The following is a 21,535-nucleotide window of genomic DNA, read 5'->3' as shown; positions in this document are numbered from 1 at the left end:
AGATGGAGTTTTGCCATGTCCGAGGGGGTCCAAACCTCTCCCGCGTTCACGCCCCGTGTCTTTTCGGGGATCCAGCCCTCCGGGGGGCTGACACTGGGCAATTACCTTGGTGCCATGAAGCGTTTCGTCGAAATGCAGGGCCAGGGCTTCGAAACCATTTACTGCATGGTCGATCTGCACGCGATCACCGTCTGGCAGGACCCGGATGCTCTGCGCCGCCAGACGCGGGAACTGGCCGCCGGCTACATTGCCAGCGGCATCGACCCCGAGAAGTCCATCCTCTTCAACCAGAGTCAGGTGGCAGAACATGCGCAGCTTGCGTGGATCTTCAACTGCGTGGCGCGCATGGGATGGATGAAGCGCATGACCCAGTGGAAGGACAAGGCGGGCAAGAACCAGGAGAACGCGTCGCTTGGCCTTTTCGCCTATCCGGCCCTGATGGCAGCGGATATCCTTGTCTATCACGCCACGCATGTTCCCGTCGGAGAGGACCAGAAGCAGCATCTTGAACTGACGCGCGACATTGCCACGAAGTTCAACCACGACTTCAAGACTGACTTCTTCCCGATCACCGAACCGGTGATCGAAGGCGCGGCAACACGGGTGATGAGCCTGCGCGACGGGTCAAAGAAGATGTCGAAATCCGATCCCTCGGATGCGAGCCGCATCAACATGACTGACGATGCCGATGCCATCGCGCAGAAGATCCGTAAGGCCAAGACCGACCCGGATGCCCTGCCCTCCGAGGCAGACGGGTTGGAGAACCGCCCCGAGGCGCGCAACCTCGTCAATATCTTCGCGGCATTGGCCGATCAGTCGGTGGATGACGTTCTGCGCGATGTGGGCGGAAAGCCATTCTCGGAATTCAAGCCAATGCTGTCGGAACTTGCCGTCGCCAAGCTGTCTCCGATTTCCTCGGAAATGGCGCGCCTCATGCAACAGCCTGACGAGATTGACGCAATCCTTCGCAAAGGATCGGATCGAGCCCGCGCAATCGCCGCACCGATTCTCAAGCAGACTTACGACATCGTCGGCATAGTTTCGTAACCCGCCACACAAACGCACACATCCTGCGCGCCCGAGAGCCTTTTGCGCAAGGGCGCGCAGATATAGCTTGGTCGAAACGGTCGAAAGGACAGACCATGACCAAAGCACACCCCAACATGTCCATCGGGCATGTCCATCTCAAAGTCACCGATCTTCAACGCTCCATCGCGTTTTACCGCGATGTGATGGGGCTGGATGTGATGCAGCATTACGGCGATCAGGCAGCATTCCTGTCTGCCGGTGGCTATCACCACCATATCGGCCTGAACACATGGTTCAGCGAAAACGGCCCACGCGCGCCCCGGCGCAGCCCCGGACTGTTCCATGTGGCATTTCTCTATCCTGACCGCGCAGCGCTGGCGCAGGCGTTCCGCACGGCGCTCGAGGCCGGGGTCGAGATCGAAGGCGCGGCAGATCATGGCGTCAGCGAAGCCATCTATTTCAGCGATCCCGACGGAAACGGCATCGAGATTTATCGGGACCGTCCCGAAGCCGAATGGCCCCGCAATGCGCAGGGCGATCTGGAGATGGTGAACGCACCGCTCGACCTCGACGCGCTGCTTCTCGAAGCGGCCTGACACTGTCGGAACCGTGTGGCCGGGCAAGCCTTTTCGAAAAGGCTTGCCCAAGGTGCTTACAAGCACCTTTCCGCCTTCCCCGGTCTGGACCTTCTCCGGTCCCGCACCTAACGTGCGCCCCAATAAGGGAGGGCCAGATGGCAACCGGAACCAACATCCACACCTATTTCAACGGCACCTGGCACAATGGCGATGTCGCGGTGATGAATGCCGCCGACCATGGCGCGTGGCTGGGCAGCGGCGTCTTTGACGGCGCACGCTATGTGAACGGTGTGGCCCCGGACCTGCTCGCCCATTGCGAACGCGTCAACCGCTCGGCCGAAGCGCTGATGGTGACACCCACCGTCAGCGCGGAAGACATGGTACAGATCGTCTGGGATGGACTGCGCGCCTACCCGAAGGAGAGCGCGGTTTACATCCGCCCCATGTATTGGGCAATCGACGGCGATGCCTCCGCAATCGTTCCAGAGAAGGGAAAGACCGGTTTCGCGATCTGTCTTGAGGAAATCCCGATGGCACCCGAAAGCGCCAGCGTGTCTCTGGGCAAAACACGGTTCCGCCGGCCGGTGCTGGAAGATGCCGTAGTCAACGCCAAGGCAGGTTGCCTTTACCCCAACAACGCAAGGATGCTGGCCGAGGTCCGCGCGCGCGGCTTCCAGAACGCGCTTGTCACCGACGCAATGGGCAATGTTGCCGAAAGCGCCACGGCCAATGTGTTCATGGTCAAGGACGGCGAAGTGTTCACACCCATCGCCAATGGCACGTTCCTTGCCGGGATCACCCGATCCCGCCACATGACCAATCTGCGCGCCGATGGCACAAAGGTGCACGAAACCATCCTCACCTTTGCCGATTTCGAAACGGCGGATGAGGTGTTCCTGTCCGGCAACATGAACAAGGTCACACCGGTGGTCGGCTTCGAAGACACCTCGTATCAGGTCGGCCCGGTCACCCGCCGCGTGCGGGAAATGTATTGGGACTGGGCACTTTCGGGCCGGTGACCCTCTGCCTGAGCAAGATCCATCGTTCTATTGCGCGGGGTCGGTTCCTGCGTCATGATCCCCGGCGGGAGAACATCTATGCGTAAATTCCTTGTTGTGCTGGATGACAGCCGCGAATGCCTGAATGCCATGCGCTTTGCGGCGATGCGGGCGGCCAATACCGGCGGCGGGGTCGAGATTCTCTCGATCATCCCAGCGGACGAATTCAATCACTGGATCGGTGTGGGCGAGGTCATGCGCGAAGAGGCGCGCGAGCGTATCCACGCGCATTTCGAAGTCTTCGCCAAATGGATGCGCGACAAGCAGGGTGTGGATCCGGAACTGGTGATCCGCGAAGGTGAAGCTGTGACCGAGATCATTGCACAGGTGCAGGATGATCCGGATATCGGCGTGCTGGTGCTTGGCGCGAACTCCGGCAAGAAGGGACCGGGTCCGCTGGTGACCCAACTCACCAAGAACGCAGGCAGTCTGCCCATTCCGATCACCATTGTCCCTGGTGAGCTTTCCAAGGAACGGCTGGAAGCAATTACCTGATATTGCTGCATATCAAGGACAGCGGATACCGGCGCAGATTACCTCCGCCGCAGGAGACCCTGCCATGCCCGCTGCGACCACCAAAACCGAATTGCTGTCCATCACGGAAAAGGAATTCAACAAGCTTCAGACCGAACTGGACAATCTTCCGACAGAACTGCGGAACGTGCCGGATGGCGAAGACACCACCCTCAAGGATATCGTCGGGCATCGCGCGCACTGGATTGCACTGTTTCTCGGCTGGTATGCCGACGGTCAGACCGGAAAAGACGTCTTCTTTCCCGCCCACGGCTACAAGTGGAATGATCTCAGGCGCTACAACGCCGATCTGCGGACAGAACAGGCCGATCTCGGCTGGGACGCCGCCCGCGTGCTGCTGAACCGAAATCACCGACGGCTGTCCGCATGGATCAGCGATCACAGCGAAACGGAGCTGTACGGCGGCCCGATGAAAGGTGCCCACAATGCGTGGACGCCGGGGCGTTGGGCCGAGGCCGCCGGAGCCAGCCATTATCGCTCTGCCACCAAGTATATCCGGGCCCGTGTCCGTGCCGCGCAATCGTGATTGGTTTAGAACAGTTCTAAACCTTGACGCTGAGGTGGACGCACAGCATATAAGTTTCACCCATCAGGAGGTGACGCAATGTTCATTCAGACCGAATCCACACCCAACCCGGCCACGCTCAAATTCCTTCCCGGACAGACCGTGCTCGATATGGGAACGGCCGATTTCCCGTCGGCGGAAGGCGCGTCGGCGTCGCCTCTCGCATCGCGCCTCTTTGGTGTGAACGGCGTCAAAGGCGTGTTCTTCGGGCATGATTTCGTCACCGTGACCAAGGATGACAACACCGATTGGGACCACCTGAAACCCGCTCTTCTGGGCGCGATCATGGAACACTTTCAGTCCGGCGACCCGGTCATGTCGGGTGATGCGCAGGCTCCGTCGGGTCATGCAGAGCACACCGGAGAGGATGGCGAGATCGTAGGCCAGATCAAGGAACTGCTCGATAGCCGTGTTCGTCCGGCCGTGGCGCAGGATGGCGGCGACATCACGTTCCACGGTTTCGACCGCGGTGTGGTTTACCTGCACATGCAGGGCGCCTGCGCAGGCTGCCCATCCTCGACCCTGACCCTGAAAATGGGCATCGAGAACCTGCTGCGCCACTACATCCCGGAAGTGACCGAGGTACGTCCGGTTGCCGTCTGACCAGACCGTATTGGCCTTTGACACATCGGCTGCGCATTGCGCAGCCGCTTTGTTTTGCAACGGTCGCGTTGTCGCAACGCGTGTCGATGAAATGGGGCGCGGCCAGGCTGAACATCTGATGCCGATGCTCGAAACGTTCCTCGCGGACCATGATCTTGACTGGTCGCGGCTCACGAGGATCGGGGTCGGTATCGGACCGGGGAACTTCACGGGTATCCGCATTTCGGTATCGGCCGCACGGGGCCTGGCGCTGGGGCTTGGGATTCCGGCCATCGGGGTCTCCAGCCTCGACGCGATCCACAGAATGCACCCAAACGCCTTCGCCGCAGTCCCCGCCCCGCGCGAGATGATCTACACGCAACCGCCGGGTGGCACACCCGAGCTGCGTCCTTCGGCAGACGTGCCTGAAGCCGTCTTTGCAGACAATCCGCACCGCCTGATCGCAGCCATTGCGGAATGCGCCGCAGAAGCGCAAGCCGAGCAGGCAGGCCGACCCAAGCCCCTCTATGTCAAACCGGCAGACGCTGCACCTTCGCGTGACACAGCGCCGGTCATCCTGTCGTGACACCCGGTGCCTTCGCCGCGCTGATGGACCGTGCCTATACCCGGATGCGGCCTTGGTCGGCAGAAACGATCACCCAAACCCTCGCCAACCCGCACAGCCTTTTCCTGGCACGGGAAAACGGCGGTCTGATCGCTCAGATCGTCGCCGATGATTGCGAAATCCTCGCTCTCGCAACCGACCCTGACGCGCAGCGCAGCGGCGTCGCGTCGTCCCTCCTGTCTGAACTTGTCGATACGGCCGGGGAAGCCGACGTGACCCGCATCCTGCTTGAGGTTGCCGCCGAAAACGCCCCGGCCCGGGCCTTCTATGCCGCGCGGGGATTCGCGGAAATCGGTCGGCGCAAAGACTACTACACGCTGCGTGATGGGCGAAAAGACGACGCTCTGCTGCTTTCCCGGCCAGTGCCGTAGGGTAACCGGCCCAACGCACCAACGTCATATGACCGCTTCGCAAAAAGCGGTTGACCCTCTGCCGCGCCTGCGGCCTTAATTGTACCGATCACCCGATCTAACCAAGCGACGCAATAGAGTCGTCGCAGTCCAACACCTGGGAGCTCGAAATGACCCTTATGACCAAACTCTCCAGTGCCGTCGCCGCACTGGCGCTGACCGCAGGCGCTGCTGTCGCGGAACCGGCCCTGATCTTCGATCTGGGCGGCAAGTTCGACAAATCGTTCAACGAAGCGGCTTTCAACGGAGCCAAGCGCTGGTCCGAAGAAGCAGGCGAGTCGTTCCGCGAGATCGAGCTTCAGTCCGAAGCCCAGCGCGAGCAGGCGCTCCGTCGCTTTGCCGAGAACGGCAACAACCCGATCGTGATGACCGGCTTTGCTTTCGGCAACGTCCTGTCCGAAGTGGCCCCGGATTACCCCGACACCAAATTCGCCATCATCGACATGGTCGTAGACGCGCCGAACGTGCGCTCCGTTGTGTTCAATGAACATGAAGGCTCCTACCTCGTCGGCATGATGGCCGCGATGGCGTCCGAATCCGGCACCGTCGGCTTTATCGGCGGCATGGACATTCCGCTGATCCGCAAGTTCGCCTGCGGCTATGCGCAGGGCGTCAAGGCCGTGAACCCGGATGCAACCGTTGTCGCCAACATGACCGGCACAACTCCGGCAGCATGGAACGACCCGGTAAAAGGTTCCGAGCTGACCAAGGCGCAGATCAGCCAGGGTGCTGACGTGGTCTATGCAGCCGCTGGCGGCACAGGCGTCGGTGTTCTCCAGACCGCTGCTGACGAAGGCATCCTGTCCATCGGCGTGGACAGCAACCAGAACTACCTGCATCCGGGCAAGGTTCTGACCTCGATGATGAAGCGGGTGGACAATGCGGTCTATGACGCCATGAAGGCTGGGACCGATCTCGAAACCGGGATCAACGTCATGGGCATCGCGAATGGCGGTATCGGCTATGCGCTGGATGAGTACAACGCCTCTCTCGTCAGCGCCGAAATGCAGGCGGCCGTTGACGAAGCGTCTGCCAAGATCGCCAGCGGTGAGCTTACCGTCCACGACTACATGTCGGACGACAGCTGCCCGGCACTGAGCTTCTGATCCATCTGGATCCACGATGACAGGACGGAGCGGTCGGAAACGGCCGCTCCGCCACGTATCGGGCGACAGACCCGAACAGTGAAGCAGGGATAGTTCATGACCACCGCCGTTGCCCCCGAGACCGACATTGTCCCGACAACTGTTGCGCCCGCGATCGAATTGAAAGGCATCTCCAAGGCATTTGGTCCTGTTCAAGCCAACAAGAACATTTCGATCAGCGTCAAACCCGGCACGATCCACGGCATTATCGGTGAGAACGGTGCGGGCAAATCCACCCTCATGTCGATCCTCTACGGCTTTTACAAAGCCGACCGCGGCGAGATCTTCATCCACGGAAAGAAAACCGACATCCCCGACAGCCAGGCTGCGATCCGCGCCGGTATCGGTATGGTGTTCCAGCATTTCAAACTCGTCCCCAACTTTACCGTTCTGGAGAACGTCATCCTAGGTGCCGAAGACGGCCCTCTGCTTCGCTCGTCGCTGAACAAGGCACGGGGTGTTCTCAAGCAGCTGGCTGCGGAATACGAACTGCACGTCGATCCCGACGCGATTGTCGAGAACCTCAGCGTCGGCCACCAGCAGCGGGTCGAGATCCTCAAGGCGCTTTACCGTCAGGCGGACATCCTCATTCTCGACGAACCGACAGGCGTTCTGACCCCGGCAGAGGCCGATCACTTGTTCCGGATCCTCGACAACCTGCGGTCCGAGGGAAAGACGATCATCCTGATCACTCACAAGCTGCGCGAGATCATGAAATCCACCGACACCGTGTCGGTGATGCGCCGTGGCGAGATGACCGCCACGGTCAAGACCTCGGAAACCAGCCCGGAGCGGCTGGCCGAGATGATGGTAGGCCGCAAGGTCCTCCTGCATGTCGAAAAGCAACCCGCCAGCCCCAAGGACCCGGTCCTGGAAATCGAAAACCTGCGTCTGGTCGACGACAAGGGCGTGGAACGACTCAAGGGCATTTCGCTCAATGTGCGTGCCGGTGAAATCCTCGGCATCGCCGGCGTTGCCGGCAACGGACAGTCCGAGCTTCTCGAAGTTCTTGGCGGGTACGCTGATGCAACCGGCACCGTCCGCGTCAATGGTCAGAGCATCGATCTGACCGGCAAGCATTCCGACGGCCAGTCGCGCCGCGCCCGCGGCATCGCGCATGTCCCCGAAGATCGCCACCGCGAAGGGCTGATCATGCCCTTCACTGCATGGGAAAACACCATCTTCGGCTATCACCGCGATCCGAAAATCCAAAGCGGCCCGCTGATGAACAACGCCGCGATCAAAGCCGAAGCCGCCGCCAAGATGGAGCGCTTCGATGTGCGCCCGCCGAACCCCAAGCTCGCCGCCCGCAACTTTTCCGGCGGCAATCAGCAGAAGATCGTTCTGGCCCGTGAAATCGAACGCAACCCGGATATCCTTCTGGTCGGTCAGCCGACGCGCGGAGTCGATATCGGCGCCATCGAGTTCATCCACCAGCAGATCGTGCGCCTTCGGGACGAGGGCAAGGCAATCCTGCTGGTATCTGTCGAACTGGACGAGATCTTCTCGCTCTCCGACCGCATCGCGGTGATGTTCGACGGCCAGATCATGGGCGAACGCCTGCCCAGCGAAACCAACGAAAAAGAACTCGGCCTCCTGATGGCCGGGATCACAGACACCGCAAATGCGGCCATGCCCGCCTCGCCCATGGCGATGACGGAAACCGAACTGCAGGAAGCTGCCGAAGCCGAACCCACATCCGACGCCGAAGCTGTGCCCTCGGCAACAGAGGCCGAGACCGCGGCCGAAAGCCCCGATCAGGAACAGGCTGCAGCCGAAGAGGTGCCGCCGCCTGAACCGTCTCCTGCCGGCGAAGACGAACCCGTCGAGGAATTCTCGACCGCGCCCGTCAGTGCCCCGGACGGGATCCCGTCCATAGACACGGGCAGCATTGCCAGCCTGAGCGCCAGCATCCCCATGTCGGCCCCCTCCGCTCCGCCGCCCCCGACCAAGACCGAAGACCCCGAGGAGGGAGACAAAAATGGATAAGATGCCCGGCTGGGCCGACGCGGTCCTTGTCCCCCTGATTTCGCTCATCCTCGCTGCGATCCTGTCGGCTTTGGTGATCATCGGCATCGGCGAAGACCCGATTGCGGCCTTCAATCTCATGGTCGATGGCGCGCTGATGCGGTCTTCGGGCTGGGGCTACACGCTCTACTACGCCACCAACTTCATCTTCACCGGCCTTGCTGTCGCCGTGGCCTTCCACGCTCGGCTGTTCAATATCGGCGGCGAAGGTCAGGCGATGATCGGCGGCCTTGGCGTTGCACTGGCCTGCCTCTACATCCCCTGGCCGAACTGGTACGTCGCTCTGCTGGGTGCGACGGTCTCGGCCGCGATCTTTGGGGCGCTCTGGGCATTGATCCCGGCCTACCTGCAGGCCAAACGCGGCAGCCATATCGTGATCACCACGATCATGTTCAACTTCATCGCGGCCGCCCTGCTCAACTACGTTCTGGTGAACCTCCTTCGTCCGCAGGGCGCCATGGACCCGGCGACCGCGAAATTTCCCGAAGCGACGCACCTGCCGACATTCCAGGACATGTTCTCGACCGCCACCGCTCCGATGTTCCGGGGCGCACCGGCCAACGTGACCTTTTTCCTGGCTCTGCTGGCCTGTGTCTTTGTCTGGGTCCTGATCTGGCGCACCCGCCTCGGATACGAGATCCGCGCCTTCGGGCATTCCGAATCCGCCGCGAAATACGCAGGCATCAGCCCCGTGAAGATCACCATCGTTGCAATGCTGATTTCCGGCGCGCTGGCCGGGATGATGGCGCTCAATACCACGATGGGCGAGGCCGAACGCCTTGTGATGAACGCCACCGAAGGCGCCGGCTTCATCGGCATCGCCGTCGCGCTGATGGGGCGCTCCCATCCCCTGGGCGTTCTCCTCGCCGCCCTTCTCTTCGGTTTCCTCTATCAGGGCGGCGCAGAGCTGGCGCTCTGGACCAATATCCCACGTGAGCTGATTGTGGTGATCCAGGCTCTGGTGATCCTGTTCACCGGCGCGCTCGACAACATGGTGCGGATGCCGCTTGAAAAACTCTTCCTCGCCCGCCGGAGGAAAGCCTGATGGATTTCGCAACACTGCTTCAGGTGCTCGACAGCACCATTCGCCTGGCCACGCCGCTTCTCCTGGCGTGCCTTGCAGGGCTCTATTCCGAACGCGCCGGGATTTTCGACATCGGCCTCGAGGGCAAGATGCTCGCCGCAGCCTTTTTCTCAGCCGCCATTGCATCCATCACCGGTGACGTCTGGATGGGCCTCGGCGCGGGCATCCTCGCCTCGATGGCACTCTCGGTTCTCCACGGTCTTGCCTCGATCACATTCCGGGGCAATCAGCTTATCTCCGGGGTCGCGATCAACTTCCTCGCCGCCGGTCTGACGGTGCTGATCGCGCAGGACTGGTTCAGTCAGGGCGGTCGAACCCCGTCCCTGATCGGAGAAGGCCGCTTCGGGCCGATCACCCTCCCAGGGGCCGAGGCCGCTGCGGGCATCCCGATCATCGGCCCAATCTACGCGGAACTGATCTCGGGACACTCGATCCTCGTGTACGTCGCCTTCCTGATGGTGCCTCTTACATGGTGGCTGATGTTCCGCACCCGCTTCGGCCTGCGTCTGCGCGCGGTTGGTGAGGCCCCCGAGGCAGTGGATACCGCAGGCGTATCGGTCATTGGGCTGCGCTATGTGGCCGTCGGGATTTGCGGTATCCTCTGCGGCATCGCCGGGGCCTATCTGGCCACCGCGCTGCAGGCCGGTTTCGTCAAGGACATGACCGCCGGGCGCGGCTTCATCGCACTGGCGGCGCTGATATTTGCGAAATGGAGACCGTGGTACGCGCTCTATGCCTGCCTGCTGTTCGGTCTGCTGCAAGCCATTGCACTGCGCTATCAGAACATCGATCTCGGAGCGTTCATAGTTCCGGTGCAGTTCATGGACGCGCTGCCCTATATCCTGACCGTTGTCATCCTTGCAGGCTTCGTCGGCAAGGCAATCCCGCCGCGGGCTGGCGGTGAGCCCTACGTGAAGGAGCGCTGACCGCTTTTGTAAGCGGGCGTTTCCGTCGACGGAAACGGGTGATGCCCCGTCGCATCACCCGCGTTGTCCCTGAGTCCAGTTGACCCTCATCCGTAAGTCCTTTTTGCACCTGCGGCACCGCACCGCTTGAAACGGGGCAAGGGTTGGGTCTATGGACAAACATGCAAATTTACCTGCCCATCGCCGAGGTATCGGTCAACGCGTTCCTGCTGCTTGGCCTGGGCGGCTTGGTGGGCATCCTTTCTGGCATGTTCGGCGTCGGTGGCGGGTTCCTGATGACTCCGCTGCTGTTCTTCATCGGCATCCCGCCGGCGGTGGCCGTGGCGACAGAAGCGAACCAGATCGTTGCTTCGTCATTCTCGGGCGTCCTGGCGCATCTCAGGCGAAAAACCGTTGATTTGAAGATGGGCACCGTGCTGCTGATCGGAGGTCTGATCGGCGCCGCGCTGGGTGTCTGGGTCTTCAACTACCTGAAAAGCCTCGGTCAGGTCGATCTGCTGGTCAAGCTCTGCTACGTGGTATTCCTCGGCATCATCGGCTCGCTGATGTTCGTCGAAAGCCTGAACGCCATCCGCAAGACCAAATCCGGCAAGGCCCCCGCCCGAAAGAAGCACAACTGGATTCACGGCCTGCCCTTCAAGATGCGCTTTCGCACCTCGGGCCTTTATATCTCGGTCATACCGCCAGTAATCGTCGGTGTGCTCGTCGGTATTCTTGCGGCGATCATGGGTGTCGGCGGTGGCTTCATCATGGTGCCGGCAATGATCTACCTGCTCGGCATGCCGACAAAGGTTGTGGTTGGCACCTCGCTGTTCCAGATCATCTTCGTGACCGGCTTCACCACATTGCTGCACGCCACCACGAACTACACCGTGGACATGGTGCTGGCCGTGCTGCTGCTGGTCGGCGGTGTGGTCGGGGCACAGTTCGGCACCGTGATCGGGGCCAAACTCAAGGCCGAACAACTGCGCATCCTGCTGGCGATGATGGTGCTCGCCGTCTGCGGCAAACTCGCGCTGGACCTGCTGATCCAGCCGTCCGAACTGTTCTCGATCGGCGCGGCGGGAGGCCACTGATGCGCTGGCTGCTCCTGATCCTCACACTTATCGCCGCACCGCTGCGCGCCGAGGAAGTCGTGTTGGGCCTCAGCCAGGATCAGGTTTCGATTTCGACCAATTTCGACGGCTCCGAAATCATCATCTACGGCGCGATCAAGCGCGAAACGCCGATCCCCCAGGATCAACCTCTCCAGGTGATTGTCACGGTGTCCGGCCCCCAACTGCCGCTGACCGTCCGGCGCAAGGAACGCCGCCTTGGCATCTGGGTCAATGTCGACTCGGTCGAGGTCGATGCCGCGCCGAGTTTCTACGCCATCGCCACTTCGGCACCATGGAGCGACGTGATCAGCGAAACCGAAGACCTGCGTCACACCATCTCCATCCCCCGCGCGATCCGGTCGGTCGGCGCACCGATGGAGGTGAACGAACCTCAGGCCTTCTCCGACGCCGTGATCCGAATCCGCATGGAAAACGGGCTCTACGCTCTGGAGGAAGGCGCAGTCGAACTGCGGGAATCGACACTCTTCAACACCGCCATCCAGATGCCCGCAAACCTGACCGAAGGTGACTATGCCACGCGCATCTTCCTCACCCGTGGCGGCAAGGTCGTGTCGCAGTACGAAACCAGCATCGACGTCCGCAAGGTCGGCCTCGAACGCTGGCTCTTCAACCTGTCGCGCCAGCAACCACTGATCTACGGCCTTCTGTCGCTGACCATCGCTATAGCCGCCGGCTGGGGCGCCTCAGCGGCCTTCCGCCTGATGCGCTCCGGATGACCCGCACACCTCCCGGAACCCGCGCCGACTACCGCGCTTTCCGTACCCTGCCGACCCGCTGGCAGGACAATGACGAATACGGCCACCTCAACAATGCCACCTATTACGCGCTTTTCGACACCGCGGTCAGCCTCTGGCAGATCGAACAGGGCATCGAGATCAGAGGCCCCAACGCCACCAAATTCCTCGTGGTCGAAAGCGGTTGCCGCTATCACGCCGAACTGGGCTTTCCTGACATTCTCACCGCCGGGATCCGCATCGCGCATATCGGCACCTCGTCCTTCCGCTACGAGATCGCGCTCTTCGCCAATGAGAGCGACACCGCCGGGGCCGAAGGGTTTTTCACCCAGGTCCATGTCGGTACCGATGGCCGCCCGGCCCCGCTTTCGGAAAGCGTCCGCCAGACACTGGGCCAACTCAGCGTCTGACCTTCTTCGTTTGAAAAATACCTCCGCCGGAGGCAACCCGCAGGCGCGTCAGCGCCGAGGCATCATGCGTGCGCGCAGCGCACACAATCAGGCACCCTATCCGCTCTCGTGGAAGAAGCTGTAAATCCGCTCTGCCAGTGCTTCGCTGACACCTTCCACCGCCTTCAGGTCAGCCAGGTTCGCCCGGCTGACTGCCTTGGCCGATCCGAAATGCGCCAGCAGCGCCCGCTTGCGCGACGCGCCCACGCCCGAGATTTCATCCAGCGGGTTTGCCATCTGCGACTTTGCCCGCTTCGCCCGGTGCGTGCCGATGGCAAAACGGTGCGCCTCGTCGCGCAGACGCTGGACGAAGTAAAGCACCGGATCATTGTGGCGCAGCGCAAAGGGGCGTGTGCCGGGACGGTGGAACTCTTCCTTGCCCGCATCCCGATCCACACCTTTGGCGACACCGACCATCGGCACATCTTCGACGCCGTATTCCTCCATGATCTCGCGCACCGCCGACACCTGCCCGGCCCCGCCATCGATCAACAGCAGGTCGGGCCACAGCCCCTTGTCACGATCCGGATCATCCTTGAGCAACCGCTTGAAACGTCGCGTCAGCACATCTTTCATCATGCCGAAATCGTCGCCGGGGGTCAGCTCATCCCCCTTGATGTTGAACTTCCGGTACTGGCTTTTCAGAAACCCGTCCGGCCCCGCGACAATCATCGCGCCAACGGCGTTGGTGCCTTGGATATGGCTGTTGTCGTAGACCTCGATCCGCTCGGGTGGAGCCTCCAGATCGAACGCCTCGGCCAGCCCGCGCAGCAGCTTCGCCTGTGTTGCCGTTTCCGCCATCCGGCGGGCCAGAGACTCCCGCGCATTGCGCAAGGCACCATCGACCAACTCGGACTTCTCGCCTCGAAGCGGCACCGAAATTTCGACCTTGCGACCCAGCTTGCCGGACAGCGCTTCTGTCATCAGGTCTTCATTTTCGATCGGATGTGACAGCAGGATCAGGCGCGGAGGTTCCTTGGTGTCGTAGAACTGTCCGAGGAACGCTTCCAGGACTTCGGCCTCTTCCACATCGGCGCCCACACGCGGATAGAAATCGCGGTTGCCCCAGTTCTGGTTCGCCCGGATGAAGAACACCTGAACACAGGCCTGCCCCTTCTCCAGATGCAGCGCGATCACGTCCGCCTCGGTCACGCCACGCGGGTTGATCCCCTGCGCCGTCTGCACCTGCGTCAGCGCGCGGATGCGGTCACGCAATGCAGCCGCGCGTTCGAATTCCATCTCTTCAGACGCCTGCGCCATCTGCTTGGCCAGCGTTTCCTGAATGTTCGTGGATTTGCCCGACAGGAACCGTTCCGCATCCCGGACACTCGCGGCATAATCGGCTTCGGAAATCTTCCCGACACAGGGCGCGGAGCAGCGTTTGATCTGATAAAGCAGGCAGGGCCGCGTGCGACTGTCGAACATCGCATCGGTACAGTTGCGGAGCAGAAACACCTTCTGCAACTGGTTCAGAGTCCGGTTCACCGCGCCCGCACTGGCAAACGGGCCATAATACGCGCCCTTCTCCTTCTTCGCGCCGCGATGCTTGTGGATCATCGGATAGGCGTGATCGGTGACATGGATATTGGGGAAGGATTTATCGTCCCGCAGCAGCACGTTGTAACGCGGCTTCAGCTGCTTGATGAGGTTCTGCTCCAGCAGCAGCGCCTCGGTTTCCGTCCGCGTCGTCAGAAACATCATCGACGCGGTTTCCGAGATCATCCGCGCAATCCGTGGGCTGTGCCCCGCCGGTCTCGCATAGTTGGATACACGCGCGCGCAGGTTCCGCGCCTTTCCGACATAGAGCACCCGCGCTTGTGCATCGAGCATCCTGTAAACACCGGGGCTTGCGTCCAGCGTCTTCAGATAGCTCTGGATACAGGCATGGCCCGTGACCGGTTCACTGTCAGATTTTTGCGTCATGTAAGGCGGCCCTGACACCCTTTCTCCGGACACCGATTCTTTCAAATTCGCTGCCCGATTGGAACCGCCGGTGCAACCTTTAAGACATCCACGGTTTCTGTGGATAACTTTGGGGGAAAGTTTTGAACGTTAAGAAATTTCCCTTGTTTTTCGGCGCCTTCCCTCATCTGCCTAATTTTTAGCCGATGCCACAAGTATTTGAAATTATGAGGTATTTTTCTTTACGCATGACAAGTTACTGAAAACATTAAGACTTTCGTAACAGTTTCGTAACGTTAATCCGACCGGTGCAAAACTTGCTTCTGCCGCACATCATTCAACCCCGATCACGTCGGGTGTCTGCCATCCCAGATGCTGACCGCCATCCACACACAGCAGCTGTCCGGTGACCGCTGGCGCATCAAGGAAATAACCCAGTGCGGCCGTGATATCCGACGGGTTTGCCCCCCGTTCCAGGATCGTGGCCGCGCGCTGTTTCGAAAAATGCGACTCGCTCTGACGCCCGCCTTTGAGGGTCGGACCGGGGCCAATCGCGTTGACCCGGCATTTCGGCGCCAGCGCCTGCGCCGCTGTTTGGGTAAAGGCCCAAAGCCCCATTTTTGCGATGGTGTAGGTCATGAACTCCGGCGTCAGTTTACGCACCCGCTGGTCGATCATGTTCACCACCAGACCGCTGGCAACGGGCTCGTCCTGATCGTCGCGTTGCGGCTCTGGCAGTTGCGCTGCGAAACGCTGTGTCAGGACAAACGGTGCGCGCAGATTGCTTTCCAGATGTCTGTCCCAGCTGTCGCGCGTGGCGCTTTCGATGTTGTCATACTCGAAGATCGACGCGTTGTTGATCAGCACCGTCAACGGCCCGCCGATCCTCGCAACAGCCGCATCCGTGAGTGACTGTGTCTCGTCCTCGCTGAGCAGATCGGCCTGCACGGTACACGCCTTGCGGCCTTTTGCCCGGACGATATCCGCAACCTCTTCCGCTGCTGCCGCAGAACTCGCGTAATGCACCGCGATGTCGAAACCGCGATCTGCGAGGTAGAGCGCCATTGCGCGTCCAAGCCGTTTTCCGGCCCCTGTGATCAGTGCTCTGCTCATTGCTCCGCCCTGCCCTTACATGATGACAAGCGCAATGTAGCCCAGATAGAGCGCCGACAAGACCACACCCCAGATACGGGTCAGATCTTTGGCAAGGAACACCAGCGGGAAGATCAGGAGCGACGCGCCAAGCATGACCCAGAGGTCGAAGCTCAGGAATTCCGGATCGACCGGGATCGGCGCGATCATTGACGCGACACCGATGATGGCCAACAGGTTGAACATGTTGGACCCGATGACGTTGCCCAATGCCACATCCGCCTGCCGCCGAAGTGCGGCCATGACGGTTGTCGCTAGCTCCGGCAGGGAAGTCCCGAGGGCAACCAGCGTCAGGCCGATCACCGTGTCACTCACGCCGAACAGCGTGGCGATCTCGACCGAGCTGTCGACCAGCAGATCAGCGCCCAGCGGCAGACCAACAAGACCAAGTGCGAGGTAAAGAAGGATCTTCCACCACGGCATGTTCGGGTCGGCGCCTTCAGGCTCTTCGTCATCCTCGGCCTCCTGCCCAGCGCGCCGATGGGCCAGCGCCTCGCGCATGGAGTCGCCAAGAATAACAGCCAGAACAACCAGAAGGATCACGCCTGCGATCCAGTCGAACACACCCCGGAAGGCCAGAGCAATGAACAGCACCGATGCCCCGAGCATCACGACATAGCTCTTGCGGGTGTCACACTCGCTCGTGTGCATGACAGCCAGCAGAGCCGGTATCCCCAACACCAACAGGATGTTCGCGGTGTTCGACCCTACAACATTGCCAAGTGCAATACCGGGCACATTCTCCATCGCCGCCTTGATCGAGATGAGCAGCTCTGGCGCGGAGGTGCCGAAAGCCACAACCGTCAGGCTGACGATCAGAGCAGGGATCCCAATCCGGAGCGACAGGTTTACTGCGCCCTTGACCAGCGCATCCCCGGCCAGAAGCAGGATGACCAGACCGATGACCACACCTCCCCAGATCATCAGCATCTCAGCCTGCCTTTCCCGAACAGGGGCACGGTCCCTTGCCGATCCGGTAACGGCCGCATTTGGGGCATTTGGCGTCCGACAGGCGTTTGACGCCGGGAACCTGGAGTTTGCCGAACATGGCAAGAACCGCCATGAAGGCGAGGAAGAGGAGAACGATCTTTGCGATCACGTCAGAGACCGTAGCGCGCGAACTCGGCGCGCTCCTCGATAGCACTGAGCGCATCGGTGGCAAGTTTCGCACCGAAACGGGCAAAGAACGGACGGCGCTGTTCGTAGCGGCGGAATTTCACCTTGTCGCCAAAGCGCTCTTTCATGGCGGGCACGAGATGTCCGACATGATCGGCAAGACCGACATCGACCGCGCCCTGTCCGACCCAGATCTCTCCGGTAAAGAGGTCCGGGTTATCGGCCAGCCGGTCCCCCCGCCGGTCCTTGACCTGGGTGATGAACGTGTCATGCAACTGCCCAAGCAGACGGTTCAGACGTGCCACGTCTTCCTCGCTCTCGGGGCGGAACGGGTCGAGCATGGATTTCGACTTGCCTGCCGTGTGTACCCGGCGTTCGATCCCCTGACGCTGCAGAAACACATGCGCTCCGAAACCGGCCGAAATGACCCCGATTGAGCCAAGGATCGAACTGGCGTCGGCATAGATCTCGTCCGCGGCGCTGGCGATCCAGTAGCCACCCGATGCAGCGACATCCTCGACGAAGGCGTAGACGGGAACTTCGGTTTCTTCCGACAGCCGACGGATGCGTGAACCGATCAGGGCGCTTTGCACCGGTGAGCCACCGGGCGAATTGATTTCCAGCGCCACGGCGTCAGGCTTGCCCCGCCGGAATGCCTTTTCGAGAAGCACGCGGAGGCTGGCATCGCTGAGCGTGCCACGGGTGCCTGCTGCAATCGTGCCCTGCATCCGAACGACCGCCACAGTGGGATCGGATTTCACAAATGGGATAAAGCGCTTCATGGAGGCCCATGTAGATTGCGCATAGGGGGCATACAAGGCGTGGCGGCAAATATGACCGCACTGTGGGATGCGGGACGCGGCCCAGGGAGCACCCCCGAAAGGGTGCATGTGCTGACCCAATGTTTCGCACGCGAAACAATGGGTCCGAAGCGGACCCATTAAGATTTCGTTAACCAATCGCAGACAGCAGCCTCACAGACACCGATCAACGGACATGACTGGACCTTTGACGGACCTGTGGTATCAGGAGCCTCCGAACCACAGCCATGAAACCTCCCCGAACCGGCGAGGACGTCACTTCGGGATTACGGGACGCTTCACATGACCGACACCCTGCGCATTGCGCTTTCAAGCGACCACGCCGCAATCGAGCTTCGACAGGCCGTCGCAAGCCACATCTCCGCACGCGGCTTCGAGGTTGTCGATATCGGCCCGACAACTCCCGAAAGCACCCATTACCCCAAGCACGGGGAAGCGGCGGCCAAGCTGGTGGCCAACGGAGACTGTGCCCTTGGCATCATCCTCTGCGGTACCGGACAGGGAATCATGATGGCTGCGAACAAGGTGAAGGGCATCCGATGCGGCGTCTGTTCCGACACGTTCTCGGCCCGCATGATCCGCCAGCATAACGATGCCAATATGCTGTCGCTGGGCGCGCGCGTGATCGGCGAAGGGTTGGCGTTGGACATCGTGGATGCGTTTCTGAACGCGGAGTTCGAAGGCGGCCGCCACGGCACGCGCGTGGACATGATCACCGCGATCGAAGGGTAACCCCCACCGCCGGTGACGGGTCGGGCTGTCGGTCCTTTGAACCCATTGACCGGGAAGCCCGGGCCACAGACCGAAAAGACGAACCCGTTCGCGCCCTTCGAAACACAAAGAGGACAGGGCCTTGGGCAAGGATCACAGCACACCCACCCTGCACATGATCTGCGGCAAGATCGCTGCCGGAAAGTCCACTCTGGCGGCCCAACTCAGCGCGAGAGAAGACACCGTTCTGATCGCTGAAGACACATGGCTGGCCCAACTGTTCGGGGACCGGATGTCGAGCGGCGCCGACTATATGCGATGCTCGGCCAAGCTGCGCGCGGTGATGGGGCCGCATGTCGTGAACCTTTTGGAGAGCGGCCTATCGGTGGTGCTGGATTTCCAGGCGAACACGGTGGAAAGCCGCGCATGGATGCGTGGTATTCTGGATCAGAGCCGGGCTGCGCATCAGATGCATGTCCTGATAATCTCGGATGAGCTGTGTCTGGAGCGGCTGCACCGCCGGAACACGGAGGGCACGCATCCCTTTACGGTCAGCGATGACCTGTTTCACCAGATCACCCGCCATTTCGTACCGCCGACGCCGGATGAAGGATTCACGCTGGTTCTGCATGACGCGCAGGGTTGAAAAAGGGTCCGCATGGATCTGAGCGCGGGTGGATGCGTCGACGCATCCAGTCGTTTCGGTCGACCGAAACGGAGCATGGCGGCGATCAGTAGAAACTCTGCGGGTCGATATCGATGGCCATGCGCAACTCACCTTTCAGCCGGAAGGGTTTGACCCATTCCGCCAGTGCCGGTTGCAACGCAGTGCCCTTGGGGGCCTTGACCAGAAGGCGCACCCGATGGCGCCCGCGCACCCGCGCGATGGGGGCCGGGGCCGGACCAAAGACCTGTGCGCCCACACGGCGCAGCGGTCCATCGTTGCGGGCGAGCGCGTTGCCGAGGTCGAACACCTCCTGCACATCCGTGGAGGACAGGATGATTCCGGCAAGGCGTCCATAGGGCGGCACACCTGCGCTACGGCGTTCGCCTGCTTCTGCGGTCCAGAAATCCTGTTCGTCGCCGGACAGGATCGCGCGGATCACCGGGTGTTCCGGCTGGTAGGTCTGCATCAGCGCCTGACCGGGTTTGTCGGCGCGCCCCGCCCGACCTGCCACCTGCCGCATCAGTTGGAAGGTGCGTTCGGCTGCGCGCAGGTCAGAGCCTTGAAGCCCCAGATCGGCGTCGATCACGCCGACCAGTGTCAACAGCGGGAAGTTGTGGCCCTTGGCGACAAGCTGCGTGCCGATGATGAGATCGGCCCCACCGCTGGCGATGGTTTCGATCTCGGCCTTGAGGGCACGGGCGGAGCCGAACATGTCGGACGACAGAACCGCAAGCCGGGCCTCAGGGAAGAGCGCCTGCGCCTCTTCGGCGAGGCGTTCGACACCGGGGCCGACGGCGGCCAGTTTGTCTTCGGCCTCGCAGGAGGGGCAGGTTGTGGGCATCGGCTTGGTCTCGCCGCACTGGTGGCAGACGAGGCGTTTGAGAAAGCGGTGTTCCACCATCCGCGCATCGCAGTGGTCGCAGCCAATCTGATGCCCGCAGGCGCGGCAGATGGTGACCGGGGCATAGCCGCGCCGGTTGATGAAGAGGAGCGCCTGTTCCTTGTTGTCGAGCCGCTGCTGCACGGCGCGTTGCAGCGTTGGTGAGATCCAGCTTGAGCCGGGGAGCTGTTCGTTCCGCATGTCGATGGCGCGCATCTCGGGCATGACAGCGGCGCCGAAACGAGAGGTGAGTTCGAGCCTCTGGTATTTGCCCGCATCGGCATTGGCCCAGCTTTCAAGGCTTGGAGTCGCGGAGGCCAGGATCACCTGTGCGCCACAGATCGATGCCCGCAGGACGGCCATGTCGCGGGCGTTGTAAAGAACACCATCTTCCTGCTTGTAGGAGGTGTCGTGCTCCTCATCGACAACGATCAGACCCAGATCGCGGAACGGCAGGAAGAGCGCGGACCGTGCGCCGACGACCAGTTGCGCCCCGCCCTGCGCGGTCATTTTCCAGACGCGACGGCGCTCGGTCATGGTGACGCCGGAATGCCATTCAGCGGGCTTGGCCCCGAACCGTTCGTCAACCCGGGTGAGGAATTCGGCGGTCAGCGCGATTTCCGGCAGCAGCACGAGCGCCTGACGGCCTTGAGCCAGACATTCGGCCACCGCTTCGAGATAGACCTCGGTCTTGCCCGATCCGGTGACACCCTTGAGCAGGGTTGTGCCGTAGCTGCGCGTGGCGACTGAGGCGCGGAGTGTGGCGGCGGCTACGGTTTGATCTTCGGTCAGGGCTTTCCCGGCATAGTCCGGGTCGAGCGTGGGGAAGGGCATGTCGCGCGGGCTGTCTTCCTCGCGAACGGCTCCCTGTTTGACGAGGCCCTTGACGACCGAGGTGGTCACACCCGCTGCCTCGGCCAGTTCCTTGAGAGTGAGCGACAGACCGCCCATGTCACGCAGCACGTCGAGCACCCGGGTGCGGGCGTCAGTCATGCGGTCCGGGATGCCATCGCCCAAGCTGTAAATCTTGCGCATTGAAGGCGGATCGCCCAACCCCGGCGCACGGGTCGCCAGCCGCAGCATCGCGGGCATTGGCGTGAGCGTGTAGTCGCCTGCGCGGGTCAGAAAGGACATCAGCTCTTCACGCATGGGGGCAGCATCAAGCACGCGGATGACAGACCGGATTTTCGACAGGTCATAATCGCCCCGCCCCGGCCCCCAGACCAAGCCAAGCACCTTGCGCGGGCCAAGCGGCACCTCGACAAATGCGCCCAGATGACAGCCGCCTTCGGGCGCACGATAATCCAGCACCCGGTCCAGAGGCTGGGTGGTCAACACGCCGATCAGCGTGCCTTCATCAAAGAAACTGGATGTTAGCGCCATCACTTCGGGGTTTCAGTCCTCGTTGTCATGGGGTAAAG

22 protein-coding genes and 1 pseudogene are annotated in these 21,535 nt (G+C 61.5%); 17 read left to right on the top strand and 6 right to left on the bottom strand.

Going from position 1 to position 21,535, the window contains the following annotated elements:
- Nucleotides 1–15: 15 nt before the first annotated feature.
- The 15 genes and pseudogenes from trpS (at nucleotide 16) to MGEO_RS03745 (ending at nucleotide 12,826) form a co-directional block, all read left to right on the top strand.
- Nucleotides 16–1,047, top strand: a complete 1,032-nt coding sequence (gene trpS / locus MGEO_RS03815; protein ID WP_085635388.1) for a tryptophan--tRNA ligase — start codon at nucleotides 16–18, stop codon at nucleotides 1,045–1,047.
- A gap of 95 nt (nucleotides 1,048–1,142) precedes the next feature.
- Nucleotides 1,143–1,625, top strand: coding sequence for a VOC family protein (locus MGEO_RS03810; RefSeq protein ID WP_085635387.1), 483 nt, complete (start codon nucleotides 1,143–1,145; stop codon nucleotides 1,623–1,625).
- A 137-nt stretch (nucleotides 1,626–1,762) separates the two neighbouring features.
- Nucleotides 1,763–2,626 (top strand): branched-chain amino acid aminotransferase, encoded by an 864-nt coding sequence (locus tag MGEO_RS03805; protein WP_085635386.1) that lies wholly within the window; start codon nucleotides 1,763–1,765, stop codon nucleotides 2,624–2,626.
- Nucleotides 2,627–2,704: 78 nt separating this feature from the next.
- Nucleotides 2,705–3,160, top strand: a complete 456-nt coding sequence (locus MGEO_RS03800) for a universal stress protein (RefSeq protein ID WP_085628445.1) — start codon at nucleotides 2,705–2,707, stop codon at nucleotides 3,158–3,160.
- A gap of 64 nt (nucleotides 3,161–3,224) precedes the next feature.
- Complete coding sequence (locus tag MGEO_RS03795; protein ID WP_085635385.1) at nucleotides 3,225–3,725, top strand: ClbS/DfsB family four-helix bundle protein; 501 nt, start codon at nucleotides 3,225–3,227, stop codon at nucleotides 3,723–3,725.
- A gap of 78 nt (nucleotides 3,726–3,803) precedes the next feature.
- The gene (locus tag MGEO_RS03790; RefSeq protein WP_085635384.1) at nucleotides 3,804–4,367 is read left to right on the top strand and encodes a NifU family protein; all 564 of its coding nucleotides are present in this window, start codon (nucleotides 3,804–3,806) and stop codon (nucleotides 4,365–4,367) included.
- Nucleotides 4,357–4,932 (top strand): tRNA (adenosine(37)-N6)-threonylcarbamoyltransferase complex dimerization subunit type 1 TsaB, encoded by a 576-nt coding sequence (gene tsaB, locus MGEO_RS03785; RefSeq protein WP_085635383.1) that lies wholly within the window; start codon nucleotides 4,357–4,359, stop codon nucleotides 4,930–4,932. Before MGEO_RS03790 ends, tsaB begins: the two co-directional genes overlap by 11 nt.
- A complete protein-coding gene (locus tag MGEO_RS03780; protein WP_085635382.1) occupies nucleotides 4,929–5,342 on the top strand; it encodes a GNAT family N-acetyltransferase in 414 nt (137 codons plus the stop codon). Before tsaB ends, MGEO_RS03780 begins: the two co-directional genes overlap by 4 nt.
- A gap of 149 nt (nucleotides 5,343–5,491) precedes the next feature.
- A complete protein-coding gene (locus MGEO_RS03775) occupies nucleotides 5,492–6,487 on the top strand; it encodes a BMP family lipoprotein (protein WP_085635381.1) in 996 nt (331 codons plus the stop codon).
- Nucleotides 6,488–6,583: 96 nt separating this feature from the next.
- A pseudogene (locus MGEO_RS03770) lies at nucleotides 6,584–8,141 on the top strand (ABC transporter ATP-binding protein); the annotation flags it as partial.
- A gap of 366 nt (nucleotides 8,142–8,507) precedes the next feature.
- Nucleotides 8,508–9,599 carry an ABC transporter permease gene (locus tag MGEO_RS03765; RefSeq protein WP_085635380.1) on the top strand — a complete coding sequence of 364 codons (1,092 nt, stop codon included), beginning with the start codon at nucleotides 8,508–8,510 and terminating at the stop codon, nucleotides 9,597–9,599.
- Nucleotides 9,599–10,564 carry an ABC transporter permease gene (locus tag MGEO_RS03760; RefSeq protein ID WP_085635379.1) on the top strand — a complete coding sequence of 322 codons (966 nt, stop codon included), beginning with the start codon at nucleotides 9,599–9,601 and terminating at the stop codon, nucleotides 10,562–10,564. The genes MGEO_RS03765 and MGEO_RS03760 overlap by 1 nt, the downstream gene beginning before the upstream one ends.
- 161 nt (nucleotides 10,565–10,725) lie before the next feature.
- A complete protein-coding gene (locus tag MGEO_RS03755) occupies nucleotides 10,726–11,640 on the top strand; it encodes a sulfite exporter TauE/SafE family protein (protein ID WP_085635378.1) in 915 nt (304 codons plus the stop codon).
- Nucleotides 11,640–12,398, top strand: a complete 759-nt coding sequence (locus MGEO_RS03750) for a TIGR02186 family protein (RefSeq protein WP_085635377.1) — start codon at nucleotides 11,640–11,642, stop codon at nucleotides 12,396–12,398. Before MGEO_RS03755 ends, MGEO_RS03750 begins: the two co-directional genes overlap by 1 nt.
- Nucleotides 12,395–12,826 (top strand): acyl-CoA thioesterase, encoded by a 432-nt coding sequence (locus MGEO_RS03745; RefSeq protein WP_085635376.1) that lies wholly within the window; start codon nucleotides 12,395–12,397, stop codon nucleotides 12,824–12,826. Before MGEO_RS03750 ends, MGEO_RS03745 begins: the two co-directional genes overlap by 4 nt.
- 96 nt (nucleotides 12,827–12,922) lie before the next feature.
- Here the strand turns inward: MGEO_RS03745 and uvrC are convergent, their stop codons facing one another.
- From uvrC to MGEO_RS03720, 5 genes are all read right to left on the bottom strand, one after another.
- Complete coding sequence (gene uvrC / locus MGEO_RS03740; RefSeq protein WP_085635375.1) at nucleotides 12,923–14,788, bottom strand: excinuclease ABC subunit UvrC; 1,866 nt, start codon at nucleotides 14,786–14,788, stop codon at nucleotides 12,923–12,925.
- 312 nt (nucleotides 14,789–15,100) lie between these two features.
- A complete protein-coding gene (locus MGEO_RS03735; RefSeq protein ID WP_085635374.1) occupies nucleotides 15,101–15,880 on the bottom strand; it encodes an SDR family oxidoreductase in 780 nt (259 codons plus the stop codon).
- 15 nt (nucleotides 15,881–15,895) lie between these two features.
- Complete coding sequence (locus MGEO_RS03730) at nucleotides 15,896–16,849, bottom strand: calcium/sodium antiporter (RefSeq protein ID WP_408607484.1); 954 nt, start codon at nucleotides 16,847–16,849, stop codon at nucleotides 15,896–15,898.
- 1 nt (nucleotide 16,850) lies between these two features.
- Nucleotides 16,851–17,018, bottom strand: a complete 168-nt coding sequence (locus MGEO_RS03725) for a hypothetical protein (RefSeq protein ID WP_198948081.1) — start codon at nucleotides 17,016–17,018, stop codon at nucleotides 16,851–16,853.
- 1 nt (nucleotide 17,019) lies between these two features.
- Nucleotides 17,020–17,817: a S49 family peptidase gene (locus MGEO_RS03720; protein WP_085635372.1), complete on the bottom strand. Its 798-nt coding sequence runs from the start codon at nucleotides 17,815–17,817 to the stop codon at nucleotides 17,020–17,022.
- Between the two features lie 321 nt (nucleotides 17,818–18,138).
- Between MGEO_RS03720 and rpiB the strand changes: the two genes are divergently transcribed.
- The gene (rpiB, locus tag MGEO_RS03715) at nucleotides 18,139–18,588 is read left to right on the top strand and encodes a ribose 5-phosphate isomerase B (RefSeq protein ID WP_085635371.1); all 450 of its coding nucleotides are present in this window, start codon (nucleotides 18,139–18,141) and stop codon (nucleotides 18,586–18,588) included.
- A 121-nt stretch (nucleotides 18,589–18,709) separates the two neighbouring features.
- Nucleotides 18,710–19,213, top strand: coding sequence for an AAA family ATPase (locus MGEO_RS03710; RefSeq protein WP_332908302.1), 504 nt, complete (start codon nucleotides 18,710–18,712; stop codon nucleotides 19,211–19,213).
- 85 nt (nucleotides 19,214–19,298) lie between these two features.
- On the opposite strand, the gene MGEO_RS03705 is transcribed toward MGEO_RS03710, so the two are convergent.
- A complete protein-coding gene (locus MGEO_RS03705; protein WP_085635370.1) occupies nucleotides 19,299–21,497 on the bottom strand; it encodes a primosomal protein N' in 2,199 nt (732 codons plus the stop codon).
- Nucleotides 21,498–21,535 lie beyond the last annotated feature (38 nt).

Source organism: Marivita geojedonensis (assembly GCF_002115805.1).
Taxonomy (GTDB): Bacteria; Pseudomonadota; Alphaproteobacteria; order Rhodobacterales; family Rhodobacteraceae; genus Marivita; species Marivita geojedonensis.
This window is presented reverse-complemented; position numbering and strand designations above follow the sequence as displayed.